The following is a 25499-nucleotide window of genomic DNA, read 5'->3' as shown; positions in this document are numbered from 1 at the left end:
CCGGGGCCTCACAGCCCCGGGAAGGTCGGCGGCGCGATGGCGTCGGGGCCGCGCCCGGCCCAGTCGAGCTGCCGGATCTGCGCCAGCGCGCGGCCCTGGGCCTCCTCAAGGGCTGCGGCAGCAGATGCGTAGTCGATCGTCAGGGCGCGACCGTCGCGCACGATCTCGCGGCCGCCGACGAAGACCTGCCGGACCGCACGGTCGCCGGCCGAGTAGATCAGCGATTGCACGGGATCGCGGCACGGCCGCATGGCAGGATGCGCACAGTCGACGAGGACGAAATCGGCCTTGCAGCCTGGTTCCAGCCGGCCGATGTCGGTGCGCCCGAGGGCCTTCGCGCCGCCCACCGTGGCGGCGTGGAACACGTCCGCCGCCCGGGTGTCGCGGGGATTCTCGGCCACGACCCGGGCGAGATACGAGACGAGGCGCATCTCGTCGAGCATGTTGTGCGGGTAGACATCGGTGCCGATGCCCATGTTGACCCCCGCTTGGACGTAGCGGCCAAAATGGTTGAGCGCGATGCCGCGGCGGGCGAAGACCGTCGGGCAATGGGCGACCGTGGCGCCACCCTCGGCCAAGCGCCGCATGTCCGCACCGGGACTGTGCCAGTGGGTCCAGGGATGGTCGTCGAGGAAGATCCCGTGGCCCACGATGGTGCGCTCGGTCAGCACCCCGAGATCATCCAGCCACTCGATCGGCGTCTTGCCGGTGCGGCGGGTCAGCTCATGGAATTCCGACAGGGACTGCGCCGCATGGGTGTGGAAGCGCAGGTCGCGCCGCACCGCCTCGGCATGGGCGTCACGCATCAACTCCGCCGTGCAGGTATCGACCTGCGCCGGGCAGAGCATGCCGGAGAGGCGTCCGCTTGGGTGCGCCTGTGCCGCCCCGATCTCGGTGAGCGCCTGCTCCAGGCCATGATAGCCGGCCGCCTCGTCCCACGCGTATTCCACACTGTGGCCGTTGCGAGTGAGCCAGCGCCCCGACCGAAACATCGGGGCGATGCAGACCCGCAGGCCCGAAGCGCCGAGGAGATCGAGCCAGCCTTCGCTCGGCAAGGCGAGGTCGCAGACGGTGGTGACGCCCGAGAGCGCAAGCTCGGCGAGCGCCACCCCGTAGGCGGCGCGGGTGCCCTCTGCGTCGGGCCGCAGGATCGGCAGGTACTCGTAGAGCGAGGTGTTGTAGAGGCGCTGGCTGCCGACCTCATCCCACATGCCCTTGTTCATCGGCTCCGAGAACAGGTGCGTGTGGATGTCGACGAGCCCCGGCATGACCAGGCAGCCGGCGGCGTCGATGGTCCGATCCGGCGGCGGCCCCGCGTAGCCCGGTCCGACATGGGTGAGGACGCCGTCCGCGAAGACCACGTCCGCGCCGGTGCGATAGACGTGGCCGCTGCTGTCGGGATCCCAGGCGACGACCCACCGGGCTCCCTGCACCAAGGTAACACCGCTCGACTCGTCGGCTGCGTCGTCGTGCATCGATCACCTCTCCTTTGGGTCGCCGGGGTGGGCAAGATCGGTGCCTTCCGGGTTGCGCCGAGGACGATACGGCCCGGGTTTCGCATTGCGCCGGCCATTCTCGTCAGCGGCAGGCCATCGCGCCGGTTCCGCAGGAGGCGGCATGCACCATCCCGGCGCCGTCAGATCCGCGCGCATCCTGGTCATCAACCCCAATTCCTCCCGGGCGGTGACGGCCGCCATTGATGCTGCGCTGGACCCGCTGCGCCTCGCCGGCGGCCCCGCCATCGCGGTGACGGACCTGCCCGAGGGGCCGGCGAGCATCGGGTCCCAGCAGGACGCCGATTCCGTCGTGATGCCGCTCGCCCGGCGTATCGCGGCCGACGGGGCGGACGCCTTCGTGATCGCTTGCTTCAGCGACCCGGGCCTGCACACCGCCCGCGAGGTGGCCGAAGGCCGGCCCGTGATGGGCATCGCCGAGTGGGGCCTCCTCCGGTCGTTCACCCTGGGCGAGCGCTTCGGGATCATCGCCCTGTCGGAGGGCAGCGTGCGGCGCCAGCGCCGGATGGTCCGCCAGATGGGCCTCAGCGCCCGCTACGCCGGCAGCCGGCCGGTGGAGGCGCGGGCGGATGAGACCGCGGGTGAGGCCATCCGCGACCGGCTGATCGCCGCGGCGCGGATTCTGGTCGAGCGCGACGGTGCCGACGTCCTCGTGCTCGGCTGCGCCGGCATGGCGCTGCACCGGGCCGCGGTCGAGCGGGCCATCGGGCAGCCGGTCGTCGAGCCCTGCCAGCAAGCGGTGGCGGCCGCCCTCGGAGCGGTGCTGCTCAGGACGGCCCTCTAGGAAGGACCCGGCGATGCACTACGACCTGCTGATCCGCGGCGGCACCTGCGTCACTCCGTGGGGGACCGAGACGATCGATCTCGGCATCCGCGACGGGCGCATCGCGGACCTCGCGTCGTCGGCCGATGCCACCGCGGAGTCGGTGATCGACGCCGCGGGCCTGCACGTCCTGCCCGGGCTGATCGACAGCCACGTGCACCTGCGCGATCCCGGCGAACCGGCGGTGGAGACGATCGAGACCGGCACGCGGGCCGCGGTGCTGGGCGGGATCGCGACCCTGTTCGACATGCCCAACACCGTCCCGCCCATTGCCGACGCGGAGCGCCTCGCGTGGAAGCGCGATTACGTCGTGGGCCGTAGCTGGTGCGACATCGGCCTCTACGTGGCCGGCACAAAGACCAACATCGATGCCCTTGCGGCCCTGGAGCGCGAGCCCGGGGTCTGTGCCGTCAAGGTCTTCGCCGGCAGCTCCACGGCTGCGCTGATGATCGAGGACGACGCCCATCTTGAGCGGGCGATGCGTTCGGGTCATCGGCGCATGGCCTTCCACAGCGAGGACGAGGACCGGCTCCAGGCCCGCAAGACGCTGTTCAGCCGGGGCCAGCCCTACCGGACCCACATGGAATGGCGCGACGAGGAATGCGCCTTCCTAAGCACGCGGCGGCTCATGGCGCTCGCGCGCAGGACCGGGCGGTCGACCCACATCCTGCACGTCTCGACGGCCGAGGAACTCGCCTATCTCCGGGATTTCCGCGACGTCGCCACCGTGGAAGTCCTGGTCAATCACCTCACCCAGGTGGCCCCGGACTGCTACGACACGCTGGGCGGCTTCGGCGTGATGAACCCGCCGATCCGCGGCGAGCGGCACCGGGCAGCGGCCTGGGCGGCCATACGCGACGGCACCGTCGACACGATCGGCAGCGATCACGCGCCCCACGCGCGGGCCGCCAAGGGGCAGCCCTGGCCGGATTGCCCGGCCGGCCTCACCGGGGTCCAGACCCTGGTGCCGATCATGCTCGACCACGTGGCGGCCGGGCGCCTGTCGCTGGCGCGCTTGGTCGACCTGATGGCGGCCGGCCCGGCCCGGGTCTACGGCCTCACCCGCAAGGGCCGGATCGCCGCCGGCTATGATGCCGACTTCACCCTCGTTGACCTGCAGGCCCGCCGCCGGATCGAGGAATCCTGGATCGTCTCACCCTGCGGCTGGACGCCGTTTGCCGGCACCGACGTCACCGGCTGGCCGATCGCCACCATCGTGCGCGGCCACCTCGTGATGCGCGATGACGCGGTGCTGGGTGCGCCCGCCGGCGGCCTAGCGCGTTTTTCCGCCTGACGGGCGCGTGCCCTCAGCCGCCGCAGGTCTCAGCCGCCAGCCAGGCGGTGAGGATCGCCACGGCGTCGAGGAGGTCGTCGATCGCCATGGCCTCGTCGGGGTTGTGGCTGCCGTTGGCGTTGCGCACGAACAGCATGGCCATCGGCACGCCGGCCTTGGCGAAAGCGGCGGCGTCGTGCGAGGCCGGGCTGCCCAGGGGCCGGGTCGCGATGCCGAGCGCCTCCGCCGCCGCAGCGAGCCCGTCGCGGATCCGGGGCGAGACTGCGCCGATACCCGCCTCTGCACGGGGCCCTAGCGCCACCGTGACATTGCGGCGCTCCGACACGTCGGTCACGGCCGCCACGAATGCAGCGTCCAGCTCCGCCAGCACCTCGGCCGCGTAGGCCCGCATGTCGAGGCTAAAACGAAACTCGCCGGGGACGGTCGTCAGGCCATGGGCCGCGGCGTCGGTGTGGAACCGGCCGAAGGTGACGGCCATCGGGCAGCCGGCGGACTCGCGCTCCGCCCAGATCCTGTCGAGGGCCAGGGCGATCTCCGCGCCGGCCAGGGCGGCGTCGCGACGGAAGCGGCGGGGCGTGCCGACATGGTCATAGCGCCCAAGGATCCGGACGTCGGGGTAGCGGACGTTGCCGGGAATGCCGGTGCACAGACCGACCGGGATCCCCGCCTCCTCCAGGCTCGGCGCCTGCTCGATATGAACCTCGAGGAAAGCGTGGATCGCGGCGGCGTCGAGGGTGGGCGGACCGCGCCGAAGGGCGTCGGGGTCGCCGCCCTCTCGGGCGATGTGCATGGCGAGGCTGAGGCCGCTGTCGATCCGGGCGGCGTCGAGCGCCCCCTCCGGCAGGGTGCCGAGTGCCGCCCGGCTGCCGATGTAGGAGACCTGGAACCAGACGCTCTCCTCGGCGCGGATGCCCATGACGGTGATGTCGCGCGCCGGGGTCAGCCCCAGCGCGCGGAGCGTCGCGACGGCAGCGAGCCCGGCCACCACCCCGGCGGCGCCGTCGAAATTGCCGCCGTGGGCGACGGTGTCGAGGTGGGACCCGATCAGGATCGGCGGCAGGCTCCGGTCCCACCCCGGCAGCGTCATGGTGGTGTTGGCGGCAGCGTCCCGCCTGATCGCGAGGCCAAGATCGGCGGCCCAGCGCGTCACCACCGCGTGTGCCTCGGTCTCCTCCGGGCTGTAGGAGGCCCGCGTGAACCCGGGATCGGTCCGGCCGCACCGGGCGAGGTCCTCGAACAGCGCCTCCACCCTGCCGCGCTGTGCGCGGACCGCCATGCCGACCGCCGCTACCGTGTCCATCCCGATGCTCCCGGCGCGCGGCTCCGGGGCGGACCGCGACGGTGTCATCCTGCCACTTCCGTGCCGCCCGCACAGGAATAATCCTCGCCATAGGGGTGGGCCGGGCTCGCGCCGAGCCGCAGCGGTGAGGGCCCCGATGGTGAACACGCAGCACACGGTCAAGCTTGGGATGCTGACGCCCTCCTCGAACAGCGGTCCCGAACCGATGACGACGCGCTTGCTGGCCGAGCAGTCCGGATCACCGCCCATTTCGCGCATTTGCGGGTGACGCAGATCGGACTCTCGACGGCCGCCCTCGGCCAGTTCGATCAGGCGCCGATGCTGGACGTCGCCGCGTTGCAGCCCTTGGCCCGGTGTCGCCGCCAACACCTGAACTCGGCTCGGCAGCACCTTGGCTGATTCGAGATGCTGGATCGCCCGTACGTCTCGGCTGATCAACTTACGCGCCGCCAGCCGCTCGGTCGGGGTCTCACCGCCACAAGAGACGAATCGCTCGACGATGAAGTGCAGGTCGTGCGTGAGCGCTTGCGCCCACTCAGGGTCTCAACCTCGGCCATGATTGCGGCATGCAGCGGGCTCGTGCTGATGCGGATAAAGGTAGCGTAGGCCAGGGCGATGGCTTCGAGGTGCTGCGCGTCCGACGCCTTGCGGATGTTCAAGCCGGCCTGTTGCAGCCAACCCGCACTGTCGTGCCGTTGCGATCCAGCACCGCGCACCTGATGCAGGAAACGTTCGGCGTCGGCGGCCACCGCATCGCGGCTGCCAGCCCCAACACCGGTTCGTCCTTATTAGACAGGCTCACTTGCCGGCTTTGCGGCTGCCGGCCCGTTTGAAGCTTGAGGTGATGCAGGGCGGCGCGGCGATAGGGTCGAAGGGAGGGGGTACGACGTCGGTTAAAGCGAGACGCTAGAACCGTGTCGTTGAGCATGGCCTGGATCCATCCGAGCTGATGGCCGCGCTTCGGGTCAGCGCGACACTTCGTCGATATGAATTGGCGACCTACCGATAGCCGACCAAAGCCGACAACGTCCAAGGTTGTCCGGCCCTCTCGACGGGACACAGACTGGACACCACCGATAGCAGCTGAAGCTAAGTGCCTGACTTTATTGGCGCGCCCTACGGGAATCGAACCCGTGTTTTCGCCGTGAAAGGGCGACGTCCTGGACCGCTAGACGAAGGGCGCATTGGCTAGGCCGGGGTTCTATAGTCGGACCCGGGGCGCCCGGCAACCGCCGAAGCGCCACATCGCTCCGGTTTGACCGGAGGACGGCTTGGGGCGATGGAGGGGCATGCCTGAACCCACTCCCCGCATGACCCTCGTCCTCGGCGGGGCGCGGTCCGGCAAGAGCGCCTACGCGGAGGGGTTGATCGAGGCCTGTCCCGGGCCGTGGCTCTACCTCGCCACCGCCCAGGCCTTCGATGACGAGATGGTCGACCGCATCGCCCAGCATCGCGCCCGGCGCGCCGGAGCATGGCGCACCCGCGACGTGCCGCTCGCCCTGCCGGAGGCGGTGGCCGAGGCGGAGGGGCCTGTTCTGGTCGATTGCCTCACCCTGTGGCTCACCAACCTCATTCTGGCGGAGGCCGATCTGGAAGCGGCGACCGTGCGGCTCATCGCCGCCTGCGCGCGTGCGCCGGGCCCGCTGGTGCTGGTCGGCAACGAGGTCGGGCTCGGGATCGTGCCCGACAATGCCCTCGCCCGCCGCTTCCGCGACGCGGCCGGGCGCCTGCACCAGCGGCTCGCCGCCGCGGCCGACCGGGTCGTTCTCACCGTGGCGGGGCTACCGCTCATCATCAAACCTGGAGCCCCCGCATGAACGAGGACGAAGCCCGCCACCGCGCCAAGATGGAGAAGCGCAAGGCCGTGCAGGACGCCGAGGTGGCGGAGAAGACCCTCGAGAAGGGCCTGCTCATGGTCCATACCGGCCCCGGCAAGGGCAAGAGCACGGCGGCGCTCGGGTTGATGCTGCGCGCGCTCGGCCGGTCCTGGCGGGTCGGCATGGTGCAGTTCATCAAGGGCGGCTGGGACACGGGCGAGCGCCACGCGGTGGCGGCCTTCGGCGACCGGGTCGTGTGGCACACCCTCGGGGAGGGGTTCACCTGGGAGACCCAGGACAAGGCCCGGGACATCGCCGCCTGCCGCCACGCCTGGGCGGTCGCCGAGGGCCTGATGGCCGATCCGACAATCCGCCTGCTCGTCCTCGACGAGCTCAACATCGCGCTGCGCTACGATTACCTCGACCTCGACGCGGTGCTGGCCGCGCTCCGGGACCGCCGGCCGGACCTGCACGTCGTGGTCACCGGCCGCAACGCCAAGCCCGCCCTGATCGAGGCCGCCGATTGCGTCACCGAGATGGGCAGCGTGAAGCACCATTTCGCCGCCGGCGTGAAGGCGCAGGAAGGGATCGAGTTCTGAAGCCCCCGCGCGCAAAGGCCCTGATGATCCAGGGCACCGGCTCGGATGTCGGCAAGTCGCTGATCGTGGCGGGGCTGGCGCGCGCCTTCACCAACAGGGGCTTGGCCGTCCGGCCGTTCAAGCCGCAGAACATGTCGAACAACGCCGCCGTGACCGCCGATGGCGGCGAGATCGGCCGCGCGCAGGCGCTCCAGGCCCGGGCCGCCCGGGTGGCGCCCTCCGTCCACATGAACCCCGTGCTGCTGAAGCCGCAGAGCGAGGTCGGCTCCCAGGTGGTGGTACAGGGCCGGATGATCGCCACCGTGAAGGCCCGCGACTACCAGGCCTGGAAGCCCCGGCTGATGTCGGCCGTCCGCGACAGTTTCTCGCGATTGGCGCACGAGGCCGATCTCGTCCTCGTGGAGGGTGCGGGCTCGGCCTCCGAGGTCAATCTGCGCGCGGGCGACATCGCGAATATGGGCTTCGCCCGGGCCACCGATACGCCGGTCGTGCTGCTCGGGGACATCGACCGGGGCGGGGTGATCGCCAGCCTCGTCGGCACGAAGGCCGTGATCGACCCCGCGGATGCCGCGATGATCGTGGGCTTCATCGTCAATCGGTTCCGGGGCGATCCGAGCCTGTTCGCCGATGGCATGCAGCTGATCGCCGAGCGCACCGGCTGGGCGTCCCTCGGACTCGTGCCGCACTTCCCCGACGCCGCCCGCCTGCCGGCCGAGGACGTGCTGGGTCTTGCGGGCTCGGAATCCCGCGGGCCCGGAGCCGTCACGGTGGCGGTGCCGGTGCTGCCGCGGATCGCCAATTTCGACGACCTCGATCCCCTGCGGGCGGAGCCCGGCGTGTCGGTGGTGCTGGTCCGGCCCGGCACGCCGATCCCCGCCGAGGCCGCCCTCGTGCTGCTGCCGGGCTCCAAGACCACGATCGACGACCTGGAGGCGTTTCGCCAAGAGGGCTGGGACATCGACCTGCGCGCCCATGTCCGCCGGGGCGGCCGGGTGCTCGGGCTGTGCGGCGGCTACCAGATGCTCGGCCACAGCCTCGCCGACCCGCACGGGATCGAGGGGGCGCCGCGGACAGTGCCGGGCCTCGGCCTCCTCGACGTCCAGACCATCATGACGCCGGAGAAGCGCCTCGCCGCCGTCACCGGCACGAGCCTGCCCGACGGCGTGCCGTTCTCCGGCTACGAGATGCATATTGGCGCCACCGAGGGCCTCGACGCCGCACGGCCGCTCCTGCGCCTCGCGGATGGGCGCCTGGACGGGGCGGTCTCGGCGGATGGCCTTGTGGCCGGGACCTACGTGCATGGCCTGTTCGCCGACGACGCCCAGCGGGCCGCGTGGCTCGTGCGCCTCGGGACCGCCTCGGCAGGCGCGGGCTACGAGGCCGGGGTCGAGGCGGCCCTCGACGGGCTCGCGCGCCACATCGCGGCCCATGTCGATTGCGACCGCCTCCTGACACTCGCCCGGTAGCCGGGGCTCGGGACAGGGATTACTCTGCGTATTCGCCGGCCCTCGCCACGAGGGGCCGCGACCGCCCAGAGGAACGCCGATGCCGTCCACGCAAGCCCCGCCCGGGGAGGATCTCGCCGCGAGCACCGTCCGCACGGTGACCCTGCGGTTGATGCCGCTCCTCGGGCTGCTCTACCTGATCGCCTATATCGACCGGCAGAACGTCTCCTACGCCAAACTGGAGATGGTCGGCAGCCTCGGGCTCAGCGAGACCGCCTACGGGCTCGGCGCTTCCCTGTTCTTCCTCGGCTACTTCCTGTTCGAGGTGCCGGCCAACGTCTTCCTGGAGCGGGTCGGCGCGCGGATCTGGTTCGCGCGGATCATGATCACCTGGGGCCTCGTCACCGTGCTGCTGGGCTTCACCCAGAGCGCCACGATGTTCTACGTGCTGCGCTTCCTGCTCGGCGCCGCGGAGGCCGGGTTCTTCCCCGGCGTGCTGTTCGCCCTCACGCTGTGGTTCCCGCACGCCCACCGGGCGCGGATGATCGGCTGGTTCATGATCGCCAGCGCCATCGCCAACGCGGTCGGCGCGGCGGTCGGCGGGGCGCTGCTCGGCCTCGGCGGGGTCTGGGGCCTCGCGGGCTGGCAATGGGTGTTCCTGGCCACCGGCGCGCCGGCGATCCTGATGGCCGTCGTGGTGCTGGCCGTCCTGCCGGACGGCCCCGAGACCGCCCCCTGGCTGTCGCAGGCCCAGCGCGACTGGCTCAGCCGGACGCTCAAGGCCGAGAGCGAGGCGGGGGGCCATGTCGACCATGGCAATCCGTTCGCGGCGCTCCTCGACCGGCGCGTGCTGATGCTGGCCGGCATCTACGTCTTCCTGCCGCTTGCGGCCTACGGCCTCGGCTACTGGCTGCCCACCGTGGTCAAGGGATTCGGCGTCTCGAACCTGACCAACGGCCTCCTCAACATCATCCCCTGGACGGCTACGGCGGTGGCCCTGTGGTGGGTGCCGCGCCATGCCGCCCGCACCAACGCGCAGGGCAACGCGCTGACCTGGCACGTGGTCGGGCCGGCTCTGGTCGGGGCGGCCGGGCTGGCGCTCTCCGTCGTCCTGCCGGGCAACGCCGTGAAGTTCGCCTGCCTGTGCGTGGCGGCGGCCGGGACCTTCTCGGCACAGCCGGTCTTCTGGTCGATGCCCGGGACCTTCCTGCGCGGCGCCACGGCGGCGGCCGGGATCGCGGCGATCAACTCGGTGGGCAACCTCGGCGGCCTCGTCGCGCAGAACGTGGTGCCGTTCATCCGCGATCAGACCCAGAGCAACCTCGTGCCGATGCTGTTCCTGTCGGTCTGCCTCGCGGTGGGGGCCGGCCTGATGTTCGTGGTGCTCTCTGCCCTGCGCCGGGATGCGGAACGACGGGTTGCGGCAACGACAACGCGGGCCGCCTGAACACGGTACGGTTTCGCGCGTTATCGTTCATCGTGCCGGACCGACCGGCACGATGATGCAAACCCGCACGGCTGCGGGCCATCGTCGAGGAGGGCACCGCAATGAGTCAGGGATTTCCGCTCATGATCCTCGCCTTCGGGACGCTCGGCGGGATCTGGTTCCTAGCCGCCGCGGCCCGGAAGCAGGTCGCCGACGCCAAGGGCAGCCCGGAACGCTCCAGCGTGATTCACCACCATGGCGGCGAGCCGCGGCCGAACATGCCGGGCACCGAGCACTGAGCGCCTGAACTTCGGGTTTCCAAAGGGCTTCAGCCTTTTGGCGGGGTGTCGGGGCAGGGCCCTGAGATCGGACAACGTCCGGCACCAGGGCTCTGCCCTGTACCCGCGAAAGGTCTCGATCTTTCGGAACCAGGACGTGACCGTCCTCAGCCGGCGGCGATCCGGCGGCAATGGTCGAGAGCGGCGCCGATCAAGTTGTCGCTGGCCTCGGGCGTCCGGAAGGCGGAATGCGCCGAGAGCGTGACATTCGGCAGGTCGGCCAGCGGATGACCCGCGGGCAGGGGCTCGACCGTGAACACGTCGAGCCCGGCCTGCGCGATGTGGCCGGTCCGGAGCGCCTCGATCAGGGCGGGTTCGTCGATGACCGCGCCCCGGGCGGTGTTGATCAGCATGGCGCCGGGCTTCATCGCAGCGATGCGGTCGGCCGAGAGGAAGCCCCGGGTCTCGTCGGTCAGGAGCAGGTGGAGCGAGACCACGTCGCTCTCGGCGAGCAACTGCTCCAGGGGCACGAAGGCGACATCGGGATGCGCCTTGGGCGTGCGGTTCCAGGCGAGCACATGCATGCCGACGCCCCGACAGAGCCGCGCCATCTCGGCCGCGATTCCGCCGAAGCCGACGAGGCCCACACGCTTGCCGGTGAGCTGCATCCCCTCGCTGCGCAGCCAGGATCCGGCGCGCATCGCCCGGTCCATCGGGGCGAGCCCGCGGGCCGCCGCCCACATCAGCGCGAAGGCGCATTCGGCGACCGCCGTGTCGCCGTAGCCCTTGATCGTGTGGACCGTGACGCCGAGCTCCGCCTGGAGCGCCTCCGGGTCCATGTAGCTGCGCGCGCCGGTGCCGAGGAACACCACGTGCTTCAGCCCGGCGCAGGCGCGGGCGACATCGAGGGGGAGGGCGGTGTGATCGATCACCGCGATCTCGGCCCCGGCCAGGAGGCCGGGCAGATCCTGCGGGGTGATGGCGGGCTCCGCGTGGATCGCGAAGGGCGGGTCGTCCGGCCGCAGCAGCCGCCGCGCCACTGCCGCCAGCGTCACGTTGGCATCCACGAACACCGCGCGCATCGGCTTCTCCCTGTCCTGCCCCGTCACGATGCGTCGGACGCGCGGAGCGTGCCAGGCCCTGGAAGCAACACGGACCTCCACGGGCGGTGGGCACGGCAACTCAGGACGAAAAAAGCCGGCCCTTGCGGACCGGCCCTGGTTTTCGTTCCGGCGGAACGGATCAGCGCTGCAGCGACGCCGTCTGCGGAGCGATGGTCGGCGGAGTCGCCTGCGCCACCGTCACGGCGCTGCGGGGCGCCGCCGGCATCCAGCCAGTGGCGCACTGCATCACCAAAGCGAGGCCCAGGGCGACGCACAGACCGTTGGCCGCCACCCAGAACGGGCGTGCAGCCCGTCGTACGGCAGCCTGAAGCTCCTCGGCCGTCTTGCTCGCCGACTCGGCAGCACGATCCGAGATCGGCAGCAACCAAGGCTCGGTCGGCAGGGCATAGAGACCGGCCATCTCGTTGGAGCCCGGCAGGTTCTGGAACAGTCCGTTCGACATGTTCATCCTCCAGATTCGTCCGTGATGTCCCGGCTTACCGGGCCATTCGTTCATCTGCAGTTAAGGGACGATTGTGGCTGATGCAAGGTCACGGCCCTTGTCCAAGGTCCGCCGGACGCCATGGCGGGTCCGGCCACGCTTCCGGATCATGCAGCTAAACTTCTGAATGGAATAGATTTTCCGGAACAGCTGTGACATTGCCGCTTCAAAGTGCGGATCCGCACCTCCGGCACCGGGCCGTTCCTGAACGCCGGCTATTCCTGAACGGATTCGTTCAGCCAGCGCCGATCAGCCGGATCGCCGCCTCCCGCTCGAACAGGTAGAGCAGCACCCGCAGCGCCTGCCCCCGGGGGCTCTTCAGGCCGGGGTCGCGCTCGACGATCATCCGGGCATCGTCGCGGGCCGCCTCCAACAGGGCGCCGTCGCTCTCCATCCGGGCGAGCCGGAATGCCGCGAGCCCGGATTGCCGGGTGCCCAGCACCTCGCCCTCGCCGCGCAGCCTCAGGTCGGCCTCGGCGATGCGGAAGCCGTCCTCGCTGGCGCGCATCATCTCCAGCCGGGCCCGCGAGACCTGCCCGAGGGGCCCGCGGTAGAGCAGCAGGCAGGACGAGGCCCGGGAGCCGCGCCCGACCCGGCCGCGGAGCTGGTGCAGCTGCGCCAGCCCGAACCGCTCGGCATGCTCGATCACCATGATGGTCGCCTCGGGCACGTCGACGCCCACCTCGACCACCGTGGTCGAGACCAGGAGCCTGGTGTCGCCCGCGGCGAACCGCGCCATGGCGGAATCCTTCTCGGGCCCCGGCATCTTGCCGTGGATCAGCCCGACCGTGTCGCCGAAATGCTGTTTCAGGTCGTCGAAGCGTTCGGCGGCGGCCGCGAGGTCGATGAACTCGGATTCCTCCACCAGGGGGCAGATCCAGTAGACCCGCTCGCCCCCGGCGATCGCCCGGGCGAGGCCGGCCACCACCTCGTCGATCCGCTCGGTCGACAGCGTGATCGTGCGGATCGGCTGCCGGCCCGCGGGCTTCTCGTCGAGGATCGAGACGTCCATGTCGCCGAAGAAGGTCAGCGCCAGGGTGCGGGGGATCGGCGTCGCGGTCATGACCAGGAAGTCGACCGCCTCGCCCTTGGCGCCGAGCGCCAGCCGCTGATGCACGCCGAACCGGTGCTGCTCGTCGACGACCGCGAGGCCGAGATCGCGAAACGTCACGGCCTCCTGGAACAAGGCATGGGTGCCGACCAGGATGTCGATCTCACCGGCCGCAAGGTCAGCCAGGGTGGACTTGCGCTCCGAGGCCCGGTCCCGGCCGGTCATCAGGCGGAGGCGCAAGCCGCCAGCCAGCGGCTTGAGCCGCTCGAAATGCTGCCGGGCCAGGATCTCGGTGGGGGCCATCAGCGCCGCCTGACGCCCGGCCTCGACCGCCGACGCCATGGCGAGCAGCGCCACCGCGGTCTTGCCCGAGCCGACATCGCCCTGGAGCAGGCGCAGCATCCGCCGGGGCTCCGCGAGGTCGGCGCGGATCTCGGTCACCGCCCGGGTCTGGGCGCCGGTGAGCGCGAAGGGGAGGGCGGCCTCGATCCGGGCGCTTAGGGCCCCATCCCCGGCATTGACCCGGCCGGCCTTGCGCCGCTGGCGGGCGCGCAGCAGGGCCAGCGCCAATTGCGAGGCGAGGAGTTCGTCGTAGGCGAGCCGCTTCCGGGACGGCGTCGCGGGCGGCGGCTGGAGCGGATCCTCGGCCTTCGGGGGCGCTTCCTCGGGGCGGTGCTCCAGGCGCAGCGCATCCGCGAAGGCGGGCAGGCGGTTCTTCTCCAGCCAGGCTGCATCCTGCCATTCCGGCATGACCGGCAACCGGTCGAGGGCCGAGACGGCGAGCTTGTTGATCGCCCGGGAGGTCAGCCCCTCGGTGGCGCCGTAGACCGGCTCGACCGCGGGCAGTTCGGCCAAGCCCGCCTCGTCCACGATCCGGGACGGGTGGACCATCTGGCGGGTGCCGTCCCAGAGGTCGATCCGGCCGGTGATGTAGCGATGCGCCCCGAGCGGCAGCATCTTCTCCACCCGGGGGCGGGGCATGCCGAAGAAAACCAGCGTGATGTCGTGGCCGGAGGCATCCTCCACCACAACCCGGTGCGGGCGCTTGCCCGATCCGATCTGGGCCGGGCGATGCTCCACCACGGTGACGCCGATCGTCACCGGCTCACCTGTCGGCGCCTCGCCGACGGAGCCCATGAGCTTCCGCGCCACACCGCCCTGAGGCAGGTGGAACAGGAGATCCACCACCCGGGCCTCGCGCTCCGGGGTGCCGAGCAGCTTCTCGATGAGCGGCGCCATCTTGGGGCCGATCCCCGGCAGGGCGCGGGCCGGGGCGAACAGCGGATCGAGGATGCTCGGACGGAGCGTGGGGGCTTCGGGGCGCGCGGCCGCCTCCTCCGGCGCCGCCGCGGCGTCGGGGTCTGTCACGGCCGGATCCTGAGTCGCGCGTGCATCTGTCATGGTGGTTCGGCGGACATGGTGCCGGAGGCGCCTTATCATCCGGTGCATCCCGGCGCGCCAGTGCGTCAGGATGGAGACCGACACCCATGGCCAGCGACTTCCTGCCGGGCTTCGACCGGCACCGGATCGAGACCGCCCCTGGCGTGACGATCAACGCCCGCTTGGCGGGCAGCACCCGCTTGGCGGGCAGCACCCGCTTGGCGGGCAGCACCCGCTTGGCGGGCAGCACCCGCTTGGCGGGCAGCACCCGCTTGGCGGGCAGCACCCGCTTGGCGGGCAGCACCCGCTCGGCGGGCCACGCCCGCTCGGCCGGCTCCGGGCCGCCGGTGCTGCTGCTGCACGGCCACCCGCAGACCCTGTCGACGTGGCTCCACGTCGCCCCGCGCCTGGCCGAGACCCGCACCGTCGTCGCCATGGATCTGCGCGGCTACGGCGATTCGTCAAAGCCCCCGGGCGGCGAGCGCCACGCCGCCTATTCCAAGCGCGCCATGGCGGCCGACGCCGTGGCGGTGATGCGGCGGCTCGGCCATGAGCGCTTCGCGGTGGTCGGCCACGACCGGGGCGGGCGCGTCGCCCATCGCCTCGCCCTGGATCATGCCGAAGCCGTGGAGCGGGTCGCCCTGTTCGATATCGCGCCGACCGCGACCATGTACGCGCGCACCGACAAGGCCTTCGCCACCCGGTACTTCTGGTGGTTCTTCTTCATCCAACCCCATCCCCTGCCGGAGACGCTGATCGGGGCCGATCCGGAATATTTCCTGCGCCACCACGTCGAGGGCCAGTCGAAGACCCCCGGCTCGACCCCGCCCGACCTCTTCGCCGAGTATTTGCGCTGCTACGCGGACCCCGCCTGCCGCCACGCGATCTGCGAGGATTACCGGGCGGCGGCTGGCATCGATCTGGAACACGACGCTGCCGATGCCGACGCGCGCGTCACGGCGCCGCTCCTGGCGCTCTGGGGGGCGAAGGGCGTCGTCGGCCAGACCTACGACGTGCTGGAGACGTGGCGCGAGAAGGCCACCGATGTTTCGGGGCGGGCGCTCGATTGCGGTCACACCCTCCAGGAGGAGCGGCCGGACGAGGTTTTTTCCGAACTCTCGGCGTTTCTGGGGTGACCGGGCGGCTGCGGCGCCGTGGCCCGCCCGGGCCGAGGCATGACGCCCTTGGCAGGATTGCGGGAAGGCGCAGATAGAAGCCGCACACTGCGCCGTGGTGATCGGCGGGCCAGCAAACCGTACGGGGAATCATGTCCGAAGCGCGAGAGGGCCGATTCGACGTCGCCGTGGTCGGCGCCGGAGCCGCGGGCCTCGCGGCGGCGCTCGCCATCGCCCGGGAGGGGATCCCCACGGCCCTCGTCGGCCGCCACGCCCCCGTGGCGGACGGGCGGACCGTGGCGCTGCTCGACGGGTCGGTGCGCTTCCTGGAGGCGCTCGGCGCCTGGGCGGCGGTGGCGCCGCAGGCGAGCCCGCTCTGCACCCTCCAGATCATCGACGACACCGGCAGCCTGTTCCGGCCGCCGCCCGTGCGCTTCCAGGCCGCCGAGATCGGCCTCGACGCCTTCGGGTGGAACGTCGAGAGCGCGCGGCTCGTCGAGAGCCTGCGCGCCTGCGCCCGGGCCCAGCCGAACCTGACCCTGGTCGAGGCGGATTGCGTCGGCGCGGTGGCGGGTGAAACGGCCTCTCGTGTCACCCTGGCGGAGGGCGGGACGGTCGAGGCCCGGCTGGTGGTGGGAGCAGACGGAGGGCGCTCGCCGCTGCGGGCTGCGAGCGGAATCCGCGTGCGCGACTGGACCTATGCGCAGAGCGCCATCACCACGATCCTGGCGCATGAGCGCCCGCACCGGGACGTGTCGACCGAATTTCACACCCGCTCGGGGCCCTTCACCCTGGTGCCGTTGCCGGGCGGCCATCGCTCCAGCCTCGTCTGGGTGACCGGGGAGGGCGCGGCCCGGCGGCTCGCCGCGCTGGATGACGCGGCCCTGGGGCAGGCGGTCGAGCGGCAGGCCCAGGCGATGCTCGGCGCCATGCGGATCGACGGCCCGCGCGGCCTCGTGCCGATGCGCGGTCTGGCGGTTGCAACGCCGGTGGCGCGCCGGCTGGCACTGATCGGTGAAGCGGCCCACGTCTTCCCGCCGATCGGCGCGCAGGGGCTGAATCTCGGTCTGCGCGACGCCGCTACCCTGCGCGATGGGGTGCTGCGCGCCGCCCGGGATGGGCGGGATCCCGGCTCACGCCCGGTGCTCGACGGCTACGCCAGCGCCCGGCGGGTCGACACCGCGGCGCGCACAGCTGCGGTGGACCTCCTCAACCGCAGCCTGCTCACCGACCTGCTGCCGGTGGATGCCCTGCGCGGCCTCGGCCTGCTGGTGATGGGCCAGCTCGGGCCCCTGCGGCGGCTGGTGATGCGGGAGGGCGTGCTGCCCCGGCTCGGCGCGCCGGAATTGATGCGCGGGGCGCGGTAAGAGAGACTCGCCCCCGCAATCAATACGAAAGCGGCTCAGAATTCCGGTTGCGCCGCCACATAAGCGCCGAGGCGGGTGGCGAGATCGACCGGGCCGCCGGCCCGTGGCTCGGCCGAATCGCCGATCAGGATCACCGGGATGCCACGGTCACGCAGTTGGCTGCGCAGCTTGGCGGCGCAGCGGGCATAGGCGGGGTCCCGGCGGGTCGGAGCCTGGAGCAGCACGGCGGCCGGCCGCGCGATCACGGCCAAGACGTCGTCGGCCGCCTCCATGGAGGCGGTCACGCTTGCGTAGCCGAGACTGGCGAGCTCGCCCGAAAGGGACCGGTCGACGGCCCGGACACCGTCATCGACCACGAGCACTTGTTGCAGCGCACCCATGAGATTAGGCGGTACTCCATCCGGCACAGCTTGAAAAGATAGCCGTGACCACAATCCTTTGCAGAACCCACGAAGGGGCCGTTCGGATCCGTTGGTCCGTGTGCAGATGCGAGATTAGTCGCGGTACCTGAGCGCCAGATGAACCGCCACGACGCCGCCGTTCAGGGCCGCTCAGACGGCCGCGACGCCAATCACGGCCCCGCCCGACAGGATGAGCCGGTAGCCCGAATCGCGCCATGCACCGGCGTCCGTCTCCGGCGTCGCGCCGCGGGGCAGGGGTGCCGCCGCGCAGGCCGGGCCGCGGCAGGCGAGGCCGCCGTCGCGGGCTGGCGCGAGGGCCAGGAGGTCCGGCGGCAGGGACACACGGTCCGGGTGGGCCAGGGCCGCGGCGAGATCGGGGCGCGTGACCAGAGCCGTCTCCCCGAGGACCAGCGTGTCGAGGCGCAGCGCACCGGCCGGCGGCGAGTCAGAGCGTGGTGAATCCGAGCGTCGTTTGCCGCCGTCCGGCGCGGCGCGGCGGATCAGGGGCGCGGGTGCCCGATGCACCACGTTGAGGCTCCGCACCGTCCAGGGCAGGGTCAGGGCGGCGAGCGCCGGCTCGATCAGGGCGGGGACGACCAGCCGGGTCGGCACGGGCCGCAGCAGGGCGGTCCGGAAACCGGTCTCCTCGAAGGGAATCACCGTCTCCAGGCCGGCCCCGGCCGCGAGCGCGGCGCCGAGGCCGGTCACGAGCCCGCGCAGGTCGTGGGCGGGCAGCAGCGTCAGGATCCGCTCGTCCGCGGAGAGCGGCAGGGCGTCGCAATGCGCCGCGATGGCGGCGGCGAGCGCTTCCGCGCCGCGATAGACCGGCCGTTCCGGATCGCTGCCTTCGAAGGTCACGAGGCCGCGGCTGGCGACCGGCTCAGCCACGCCGCGCTCCAGCGCCATCGCGTCGAGGCTGATCACGCCGTCCGGCACGCCGGGCCCGAAGGCGGCGAGATAGCGCAGGCCGAACTGCCGCATCGCCACGTGGGTCAGCTCCTCCGCGGGCCGGCGTGTGCCGCGGCGGCCCTCGGTGAGCACGCCGACGAGGTTGGCGGCCTCGATCCCGGCGGCGAGCTGCTCCGGATCCCAGGCGGCCGGCATCGCGCAGGGCAGGTGCCCCGCCGCCTCGACGGCGAGATGGGCCAGAGCCGCCTCCGCGCCGCCCGAGAACCACAATCCGATCCGGCTGCCGGCCGGGAGGCGCCACGCGCCGATCCCCCGGGCGAGCCGGCCGACGATCTCGGCGGCGGCCGCGTACGTCCACGTGATCGCCGGGCGCCCGCACCACGCGGTCCGGTCGCCCGAATCACGCAGGGCCGTGCGCTGCGGCGCGGCGCGCGCTGCCGCGAACAGGCAGCCGGACAGGCTGCCGGATCGCGCGAACGCGTCCGGTACGGCCTCGACCGCCCTCTCGGCCACCGCGAACGCGCTCAACCCGCCGCCCCCACTGATACTGAAAACCCGCCAGCATGGTCGGCCGATTACGGTTAACCGACCGCTAAGACCGCCGGGTGACGGCCAACCCCGATTGCCCCACCGGAGACAGGCTCCGCACGCCGATCACGTCCTCGTGCGACGTCGCGCTTGCGGCCGGGCGGGCGGGGGCCTATCGGGGGCCGGCCACGGCCCGGGGGGTGATCACCGGCCCGCCGGGCCGCGGTGTCAAGCCGCGGTGTCATGCCTTCGCCTTATTCCAGGGGAAAGGCAGGCCGCCCGGCCGCCGGGGCGGGAGATGCGCGCAGTCAGGCGCCCGTCCCCTCCGATGGCCGGACCGTTTCATCCGGAGCTCCGGTCGGCGCGCCACGGCGGCGCCCGTCCGGACGGTCCGGCGGATCGGCCGCGAGGCCGGCTCCGCATCAACCCGCTACACCGTATCGCTTTCCAAGGGGTCAGAGCCGATGTCCTTCACCCGCCCTGCGACGCTCGCGCGCGCCGCCCTCCTCGGTCTTGCGGGCCTCGGCCTCACGGTCGCCCCGGCCCTGGCACAGCCCAAGAAGCCTGCGGCCGCCGCGCCTGCTCCGGCCGCGCCGGCGCCGACCGCTCCGGGCACCCCCGCGGCCAATACGCCGGCGGCCCAGACCGGCCCGCAGATCGTCGCGGTGAAGTCCGAGCCGGGCCAGGCCGACTGGACCAAGGTCTGCGGCAAGGACCAGGCCTCGGGCACCGACATCTGCTACACGACCCGCGATTTCGTGTCCGACCAGGGTCAGCCAGTGCTGGCGGTGGCGGTCTACGAGATGAAGAACCCCGCCCAGAAGCAGGAAGTGCGCGTGGTGCGCTACCTGCTGCCGCTCGGCCTGCTGCTGCAGCCGGGCATCCGCTTCAGCATCGACGGCCAGGCGGCGACCGCCGGCCGCTTCGCGGTTTGCTTCCCGAACGGCTGCTTCGCCGAGGCCGGGGGCGTCGATGCCGGCGTGATCGCCGCGATGAAGAAGGGCACGACCCTCAACGTCTCGGTCCAGAATCAGACCCAGCGCGAGGTCACCTTCGCGGTGCCGCTGACCGGCTTCGGCAAGGCCTTCGACGGCCCGGCGATCGACCCGAAGGTGCTTGAGGAGCAGCAGAAGAAGCTCCAGGCGGAGCTGGAGAAGCGCTCCGAGGACATGCGCAAGAAGCTCGAGCAGCAGGGCGGCGCCGCCGCTGGCGCTGCCCCGGCCGCCGGCGCCGCTCCGGCCGCGAAGTAAGCCGACCGCAGGGTCGGGGTTTTCCGGAGGGCCGGGCCGCGAGGTCCGGCCCTTCGCGTATGGCCAGCCGCGGCTTTCTCCCTGTGCGCTTGGAAATTCCGACCTCGCCGGTGCTGATCAAGTGCACGCGGCCCCGTTTCTCACCCTCACCCCTCTGCGGCGGAGGGTGGACACCCTAACGGATCCCGATCGGGCCCGGCCCCGGCAGGACGAACAGGATCCGCAGGTCCTGATCCGGCACATAGTCCCGGGCCTCCCAGCGAACCGTGGTCGGCCCGATTTTCCGGATACCGGTGCGGCAGAAGCTCACGATCGCCTCCGGAATCCCCTTGTCCACCGTCAGGGTAAAGCGACCGATCGGCGAAGCCCAGTTGCGCGCCGTGGTCACGATGTAGGGCACCACGAAGGCCCGCAGGTAAGCGCTCGCGTTCGGCGCCCTGGCGTGCAGACGTCGGATCGCCGCGAGCCCCGGATCGTCCAGGCAGTAGGTCGCCCGGTAGCCGTTGCGGGACGCTTCCTTCGGATCGAGGACATGGAACCCGCTCACCGGGGCGTAGCTGTGCGCGATCCGGACGTCCTTCCCCGGGGGGAAGGTCTGCAGCCAGTGGACCTTCGCCTCGCTGCGCCAGAGCGCCTCGGTCATCCCCTCGGCGTCCGGGAACAGGCCGGCCTTGACCAGTTCCGCCCAGGTGGCCGTGTCGAGCCGCTTTCGGGCCGCCTCCAGCTCGGAGACGCGCAGCGGGTTGAGCGGCAGGCCGTGGCGGCGCAGCAGGTCGGTGACCTCGCGCTCGCCCACGAAGGCGCGCTCCTCCAGCTCCGGCTCGACCGGACGGCCGTCCACCGTGACGGTGAACCCGACGAAGTTCGCGCGCTCGGGCTGCGGCAGCTTGAGGGCCGAGAAGCTGAGCACGCGGCCGTCGATCGGCGGCAGCGGGAACGCGATCCGCACCGTGCGGAACGTGTCCACTTGGCTGCGGAACACGTAGGTCACGTCGATCCGCGCACGGCTGATCGAGAGATCCTCGCTCGCCAGCGCGATGCCCGGCTCCGGCACGAGGATCAGCCCGCCGGCATCGAGCTCCGCGGCGCTGTCGTTGGCCCGCGCCGGGGCGCAGAGCAGGCCGGCGACGAGGACCAGAGCGGCGAATCGGGATCGGGCGACCATGGCGTCGGGCTCGTCCGACGGCAGCGGCCGTCGCCCGAGGCTACCGCGGGGCCCTTGTCGAAAGCTTGACGGTCCCCGCGCCGCTCAGTTCGTGGCCCGAGCGCGCATCCGGTAGGCGCCGGCATCGTCGCGCACGAACATCTCGGCGATGCCGGCGTGGCGCAGGGCCTCGCCCGACGTATCGGGCAGGAGGTTCTGCTCCGACACGTAGGCGACGTACTCGGTCTCGGCGTTCTCGGCCAGCAGGTGGTAGAACGGCTGGTCCTTGCGCGGCCGCACCTCCTCGGGGATCGACAGCCACCATTCCTCGGTGTTGTCGAAGACCGGGTCGACGTCGAACACGACGCCCCGAAAGGGGTAGATCCGGTGGCGCACCACGGCGCCGATGGCGAATTTCGCGGTTCTCAGGGTTACGTCCGTCATGGTTCAGTCCGTCCAGACCGGGACAGATAGGCATGATGACGGGACCTGTCATCCGTCCCGGGCCGCGGCCGCGGATTCGGGGAGGCGGACGCCGAGCTCGGCCGCGATCGCCCGCGCGGTGGCCTCGCGCCGGGCGGTGAGGTCGGCGGCGCGTGCCCGGGCCGCTGCCACGATGGCGGGCGGGGCGGTCCCGGGGGTGCCGCTGTCGAAGGGCGGCTCGGGGGCGTATTGCATTCCGAGCTGGATGCCTTTCGCGGCCTCGGTGCCCCGCAATTCGGCGGCGAGGCGCAAGGCCCCGTCGATCCCGGCGGTGACGCCGGCCGCGAACACCCAGGTGCGGTCCTCCCCGTCGCGGTCGATCACCACCCGCGCATCCACCGGCTCGGCCCCGAAGAAGGGCAGGAGATGGACCGCGTTCCAGTAGGTCGTGGCCCGGCGCCCCACCAGAAGGCCGGCCGCTCCGAGGAGGAGCGCGCCGGTGCAGACCGACAGGACGTGTGAGGCGCCCCCGGCCTGCTGCCGGATCCAGCCGAGCACGGCCGGATCGCGCATCAGCGCCTCCTGGCCCTGGCCGCCCGGCACGTGGAGCACGTCGAGCCGGGGCGCCGCGTCCAGGGTCGCGTCCGGCAGGATCCGCAGGCCGCGCACGTCGCGCACCGGATCCGGGGTGGCCGCGTAGATCCGGTAGGTGCTGTTCGGGATCCGGGCCAGGATCTCGAACGGGCCGGTGAGGTCGATCTGGTCGAGCCCTTCGAACAGGAGCGAGCCGATCTGCAGGTGGGTGTCGGGGGGAATCATCGGAGACCTCCGGGGTGGACAGGGCGACCCTACCGCGTCACGCTCTGGCGCGAATGACAAAGAGCCCTCGTTTTCCGCCAGATGTTCCGCGGGTCGTGGAGGTGCTGGCCTTCCCGGCGGTGCAGCTCCTCGACGTGGCGGGCCCGCTCCAGGTTTTCGCCACCGCCAACGAGCATGGCGGCGTGGGCCAACCTTACGCGCCGCGGGTGATCGCGGCGGGCGAGCCGCATCTGACCGCTTCGGCCGGCCTGCGGCTGGTGGCCGAGCCGCTGCCGGATCTCGACACGCCGGTGGACACGCTGGTGATCGCAGGCGGCCCCGGTGTCCTGGCGGCTTGCGACGACCCGGCGCTGGTGGCCTGGGTGCGGGCGCGGGCCGGACGGGCGCGCCGGGTCGCCTCGGTCTGCACCGGGGCGTTCCTGCTCGGCGCGACCGGGCTCCTCGACGGGCGGCGGGCCGTGACCCACTGGAAGCATTGCGGAGCGCTCGCCAAACGCTACCCCCGAATCCGGGTCGAGTCGGACCCGATCTTCGTGCGCGACGGCCCGGTCTGGTCCTCGGCGGGGGTCACGGCGGGAATTGATCTGGCGCTCGCGTTGGTCGAGGCGGATCTCGGACGCCCCCTCGCGCTGGCGGTGGCGCGCCAACTCGTGATGTTCCTGAAGCGCCCGGGGGGCCAAGCGCAGTTCAGCGCGGCGCTGGCCCTCCAGGCGGGCGAGGAACGGTTCGGGGCGCTCCACGCCTACATCGCGGAGAACCTGTCGGGGGATCTGGCGCTGCCGGCACTCGCCGCGGCGGCGGGGATGAGCGCGCGCAGCCTCAGCCGGCACTACCAGGCGGCGACCGGCCTCACCCCGGCCAAAGCCGTGGAGCGCCTGCGGGTGGAGGCGGCCCGCCGGGCGCTGGCCGAGACCGCGCAGCCGGTCAAGCGCATCGCCCGGGCTTGCGGCTTCGGCTCCGAGGAGACGATGCGGCGCAGTTTTTTACGTCACGTCGCGGCGACGCCGCAGGATTATCGGGCGCGGTTTGGGGGCTAGTGATCCAAATCTGACGCTTGGTATCCACGCGCAGGGTCCGTGCAGGGTGGGTTGCAGTCAGCGGGGCCGAGCTTGCGCTCAGCTGGGTATGCGTCTCACGAGTGATAGCAAGCAGCCCGGCCGTGCGGTGTGAATGTTCACAAATTCAGTGCGTGGATCGCTGAGAGCACGCATAAGCGGGCCGTCAACGTCATTGCCAGAACTGACGTGACCAAGATCGTAGAGACATAGGTGGTCAACATCATAAGCTCGAACTGATACGAGCGGGTTCGCTCGCACGATGGGCGCCACATCGTTGACGACTTCGCCATACGGGCACTCTGTCTCGTGCAGAAAAATCGGACTTGGCGTCCAGTAGACACCCAGGGGTTGCGGTAAATCGTAAGACCCCAGCAGCATCGTTTCACCGGGGCGGGCGAGCTGCAGACAGTGTCTACAGGGAAAAGCACCGCTCGATGTCGCTATGACGCTCCGGATCTGGTTGCCTCGATCATCGAGTCTGGTGCGGCGGAAGCGATTGGCGACCTCCGTCGCGATCGGAATACATTGAAACGCAGTCATTCAGGCACCTCCGCGGCGTGCCGTAAGGCGCGTCGCGGCGTGTCGCATCCCGTTTCTTGCGTTCGAATCGAGGGCTCGACGCCTGAACACCCCTTTGGATCGGGAGCGGCCCACGGCGGCGGGTATCAGGCGTCAGACCTGGGCCAGTAGCGCTTCTCTCCTCTCCGCAAGCTTGAGCGATCCCGGGCAGGCCCGGGATCGCCAGGGGAGGAGAGAACCCCGCAGCCAACGTGGCATGAACATCAGAACCCATACGGGAGGGAGGGCCTCGCAGCCCCGGCCCCGCTCACCCCAGCTTGTACACCGCCGCCAGCTCCGGATCCTTCGCGGCCACCAGCTTGGCCAGATCGACGATGACCTTGGCCTGCTTCCACGTGGCGTCGTCCTGCATCTTGCCGTCGAGCATCACGGCGCCGGTGCCGTCCGGCATGGCCTCGACGATCCGGGCCGCGAAGGCCACCTCGGCGGGGTCCGGGGCGAAGACCGTCTTGGCGATCACCACCTGGCTCGGATGCAGCGTCCAGGCGCCGGCGCAGCCCATCAGGAAGGCGTTGCGGAACTGCGACTCGCACGCCGCGCCATCGGAGAAATCGCCGAACGGGCCGTAGAACGCCTTGATGCCGTTGGCCATGCAGGCGTCGACCATCTTGGCGATGGTGTAGTGCCAGAGATCCTGCTGGGCCGTGGCGCGGGGGGCGTCGCCGGCGGGATCGCTGAGCACCCGGTAATCCGGATGGCCGCCGCCGACCCGGGTGGTCTTCATGCCGCGGGAGGCCGCCAGATCCGCCGGCCCGAGGCTCATGCCGTGCATCCGCGGCGAGGCCGACGCGATGGCGTCGACATTGGCCACGCCCTCGGCGGTCTCCAGGATCGCGTGGACCAGAATCGGCTTCGTCACCCCGTGCCGCGCCTCGAGCTGGGCGAGCAATTGGTCGATGTAGTGGATGTCCCACGGGCCCTCGACCTTGGGCACCATCACGACGTCGAGCTTGTCGCCGACCTCGGCCACGATCGTGAACAGGTCGTCCAAGATCCAAGGGGAGTTGAGGGCGTTGATCCGGGTCCAGAGGCCGGTGCCGGTGGCGGCGAAGTCGGTCGCCTGGGCCATCGCCACGAAACCCTTGCGGGCCGCCTCCTTCTGGTCGGCCGGGACCGCGTCCTCCAGGTTGCCCAGCACCACGTCGACCGTGCCGGCGAGCTCCGGCACCCGGGCGCGGACCTTGTCGTTGTGCGGCGGCACGAAGTGGATCATCCGCTCCAGCCGCACCGGCAAGTCGCGGAACGGGGCCGGCGCGCCGGTGGCGAGGGGCTGGAAGAAGCGGCGGGGCAGTTTCATCGGGTGCCTCTTGTCGGGGGCTGGCGTCTGCTCCCGTTAGAGCCGTTCCCGATCGCATTGCAATCGGGAACACTGGC

24 protein-coding genes and 1 tRNA gene are annotated in these 25499 nt (G+C 71.4%); 11 read left to right on the top strand and 14 right to left on the bottom strand.

The features are described from left to right. Nucleotides 1-8: 8 nt before the first annotated feature. Nucleotides 9-1475 (bottom strand): amidohydrolase family protein, encoded by a 1467-nt coding sequence (locus OXS27_RS22215; RefSeq protein WP_267358699.1) that lies wholly within the window; start codon nt 1473-1475, stop codon nt 9-11. A 142-nt stretch (nt 1476-1617) separates the two neighbouring features. Between OXS27_RS22215 and OXS27_RS22210 the strand changes: the two genes are divergently transcribed. Beyond that, entirely contained in the window at nt 1618-2298 is a 681-nt protein-coding gene (locus OXS27_RS22210) for an aspartate/glutamate racemase family protein (protein ID WP_267358698.1), read from the top strand. Nucleotides 2299-2311: 13 nt separating this feature from the next. Beyond that, nucleotides 2312-3631, top strand: a complete 1320-nt coding sequence (locus OXS27_RS22205) for a dihydroorotase (protein WP_267358697.1) — start codon at nt 2312-2314, stop codon at nt 3629-3631. A gap of 13 nt (nt 3632-3644) precedes the next feature. Here OXS27_RS22205 and OXS27_RS22200 read toward each other — a convergent pair whose 3' ends face one another. From OXS27_RS22200 to OXS27_RS22190, 3 genes are all read right to left on the bottom strand, one after another. Further along, nucleotides 3645-4931 (bottom strand): Zn-dependent hydrolase, encoded by a 1287-nt coding sequence (locus OXS27_RS22200; RefSeq protein ID WP_267358696.1) that lies wholly within the window; start codon nt 4929-4931, stop codon nt 3645-3647. A gap of 434 nt (nt 4932-5365) precedes the next feature. After that, complete coding sequence (locus OXS27_RS22195) at nt 5366-5680, bottom strand: hypothetical protein (protein ID WP_267358695.1); 315 nt, start codon at nt 5678-5680, stop codon at nt 5366-5368. Nucleotides 5681-6038: 358 nt separating this feature from the next. Beyond that, nucleotides 6039-6114: transfer RNA gene (locus OXS27_RS22190), tRNA-Glu, on the bottom strand. Between the two features lie 106 nt (nt 6115-6220). Here OXS27_RS22190 and cobU point away from each other — a divergent pair. From cobU to OXS27_RS22165, 5 genes are all read left to right on the top strand, one after another. After that, a complete protein-coding gene (gene cobU / locus OXS27_RS22185) occupies nt 6221-6748 on the top strand; it encodes a bifunctional adenosylcobinamide kinase/adenosylcobinamide-phosphate guanylyltransferase (protein WP_243925305.1) in 528 nt (175 codons plus the stop codon). Beyond that, nucleotides 6745-7347, top strand: coding sequence for a cob(I)yrinic acid a,c-diamide adenosyltransferase (gene cobO / locus OXS27_RS22180; RefSeq protein WP_243925306.1), 603 nt, complete (start codon nt 6745-6747; stop codon nt 7345-7347). The genes cobU and cobO overlap by 4 nt, the downstream gene beginning before the upstream one ends. Nucleotides 7348-7370: 23 nt before the next feature. Further along, complete coding sequence (locus tag OXS27_RS22175; RefSeq protein WP_267358694.1) at nt 7371-8813, top strand: cobyric acid synthase; 1443 nt, start codon at nt 7371-7373, stop codon at nt 8811-8813. 79 nt (nt 8814-8892) lie between these two features. After that, nucleotides 8893-10239 (top strand): MFS transporter, encoded by a 1347-nt coding sequence (locus OXS27_RS22170; RefSeq protein ID WP_243925308.1) that lies wholly within the window; start codon nt 8893-8895, stop codon nt 10237-10239. Between the two features lie 101 nt (nt 10240-10340). After that, nucleotides 10341-10517, top strand: coding sequence for a hypothetical protein (locus tag OXS27_RS22165; protein WP_243925309.1), 177 nt, complete (start codon nt 10341-10343; stop codon nt 10515-10517). A 146-nt stretch (nt 10518-10663) separates the two neighbouring features. Here OXS27_RS22165 and OXS27_RS22160 read toward each other — a convergent pair whose 3' ends face one another. The 3 genes from OXS27_RS22160 to recG all read right to left on the bottom strand — a co-directional run bounded on the left by OXS27_RS22160 (nt 10664) and on the right by recG (nt 14553). Continuing rightward, nucleotides 10664-11578 carry an NAD(P)-dependent oxidoreductase gene (locus OXS27_RS22160; RefSeq protein ID WP_267358693.1) on the bottom strand — a complete coding sequence of 305 codons (915 nt, stop codon included), beginning with the start codon at nt 11576-11578 and terminating at the stop codon, nt 10664-10666. Between the two features lie 160 nt (nt 11579-11738). Beyond that, a complete protein-coding gene (locus OXS27_RS22155; RefSeq protein ID WP_267358692.1) occupies nt 11739-12062 on the bottom strand; it encodes a hypothetical protein in 324 nt (107 codons plus the stop codon). A gap of 274 nt (nt 12063-12336) precedes the next feature. Then, nucleotides 12337-14553, bottom strand: coding sequence for an ATP-dependent DNA helicase RecG (gene recG, locus OXS27_RS22150; protein ID WP_267358691.1), 2217 nt, complete (start codon nt 14551-14553; stop codon nt 12337-12339). A gap of 86 nt (nt 14554-14639) precedes the next feature. Here recG and OXS27_RS22145 point away from each other — a divergent pair, with 86 nt between their 5' ends. Together OXS27_RS22145 and OXS27_RS22140 are read left to right on the top strand one after the other, a co-directional pair. Beyond that, on the top strand, nt 14640-15668 hold the full coding sequence (locus OXS27_RS22145; RefSeq protein WP_267358690.1) for an alpha/beta hydrolase: 1029 nt from the start codon (nt 14640-14642) through the stop codon (nt 15666-15668). A gap of 131 nt (nt 15669-15799) precedes the next feature. Beyond that, nucleotides 15800-17014, top strand: coding sequence for a UbiH/UbiF family hydroxylase (locus OXS27_RS22140; RefSeq protein ID WP_267358689.1), 1215 nt, complete (start codon nt 15800-15802; stop codon nt 17012-17014). A 35-nt stretch (nt 17015-17049) separates the two neighbouring features. On the opposite strand, the gene OXS27_RS22135 is transcribed toward OXS27_RS22140, so the two are convergent. Together OXS27_RS22135 and OXS27_RS22130 are read right to left on the bottom strand one after the other, a co-directional pair. Beyond that, nucleotides 17050-17394: a hypothetical protein gene (locus OXS27_RS22135; protein WP_243925317.1), complete on the bottom strand. Its 345-nt coding sequence runs from the start codon at nt 17392-17394 to the stop codon at nt 17050-17052. 171 nt (nt 17395-17565) lie between these two features. Then, complete coding sequence (locus tag OXS27_RS22130) at nt 17566-18852, bottom strand: AMP-binding protein (RefSeq protein WP_243925318.1); 1287 nt, start codon at nt 18850-18852, stop codon at nt 17566-17568. Nucleotides 18853-19316: 464 nt separating this feature from the next. Here OXS27_RS22130 and OXS27_RS22125 point away from each other — a divergent pair, with 464 nt between their 5' ends. Further along, complete coding sequence (locus OXS27_RS22125; RefSeq protein WP_243925319.1) at nt 19317-20102, top strand: invasion associated locus B family protein; 786 nt, start codon at nt 19317-19319, stop codon at nt 20100-20102. Between the two features lie 175 nt (nt 20103-20277). On the opposite strand, the gene OXS27_RS22120 is transcribed toward OXS27_RS22125, so the two are convergent. From OXS27_RS22120 to OXS27_RS22110, 3 genes are all read right to left on the bottom strand, one after another. After that, nucleotides 20278-21267: a DUF4424 domain-containing protein gene (locus OXS27_RS22120; RefSeq protein WP_267358688.1), complete on the bottom strand. Its 990-nt coding sequence runs from the start codon at nt 21265-21267 to the stop codon at nt 20278-20280. Nucleotides 21268-21351: 84 nt separating this feature from the next. After that, on the bottom strand, nt 21352-21690 hold the full coding sequence (hspQ, locus tag OXS27_RS22115) for a heat shock protein HspQ (RefSeq protein WP_243925321.1): 339 nt from the start codon (nt 21688-21690) through the stop codon (nt 21352-21354). Nucleotides 21691-21738: 48 nt separating this feature from the next. Then, entirely contained in the window at nt 21739-22488 is a 750-nt protein-coding gene (locus OXS27_RS22110) for a DJ-1/PfpI family protein (RefSeq protein WP_243925322.1), read from the bottom strand. 53 nt (nt 22489-22541) lie between these two features. Between OXS27_RS22110 and OXS27_RS22105 the strand changes: the two genes are divergently transcribed. Then, a complete protein-coding gene (locus tag OXS27_RS22105; protein ID WP_267358687.1) occupies nt 22542-23525 on the top strand; it encodes a helix-turn-helix domain-containing protein in 984 nt (327 codons plus the stop codon). 78 nt (nt 23526-23603) lie between these two features. Here the strand turns inward: OXS27_RS22105 and OXS27_RS22100 are convergent, their stop codons facing one another. Continuing rightward, a complete protein-coding gene (locus OXS27_RS22100; RefSeq protein WP_267358686.1) occupies nt 23604-24086 on the bottom strand; it encodes a DUF1203 domain-containing protein in 483 nt (160 codons plus the stop codon). Between the two features lie 286 nt (nt 24087-24372). Then, nucleotides 24373-25422, bottom strand: a complete 1050-nt coding sequence (locus tag OXS27_RS22095; protein WP_243918907.1) for a CoA ester lyase — start codon at nt 25420-25422, stop codon at nt 24373-24375. Nucleotides 25423-25499: the final 77 nt, after the last annotated feature.

Origin of the sequence: Methylobacterium sp. GC_Met_3 (genome assembly GCF_026540775.1) — a bacterium.
Taxonomy (GTDB): domain Bacteria; phylum Pseudomonadota; class Alphaproteobacteria; order Rhizobiales; family Beijerinckiaceae; genus Methylobacterium.
This window is presented reverse-complemented; position numbering and strand designations above follow the sequence as displayed.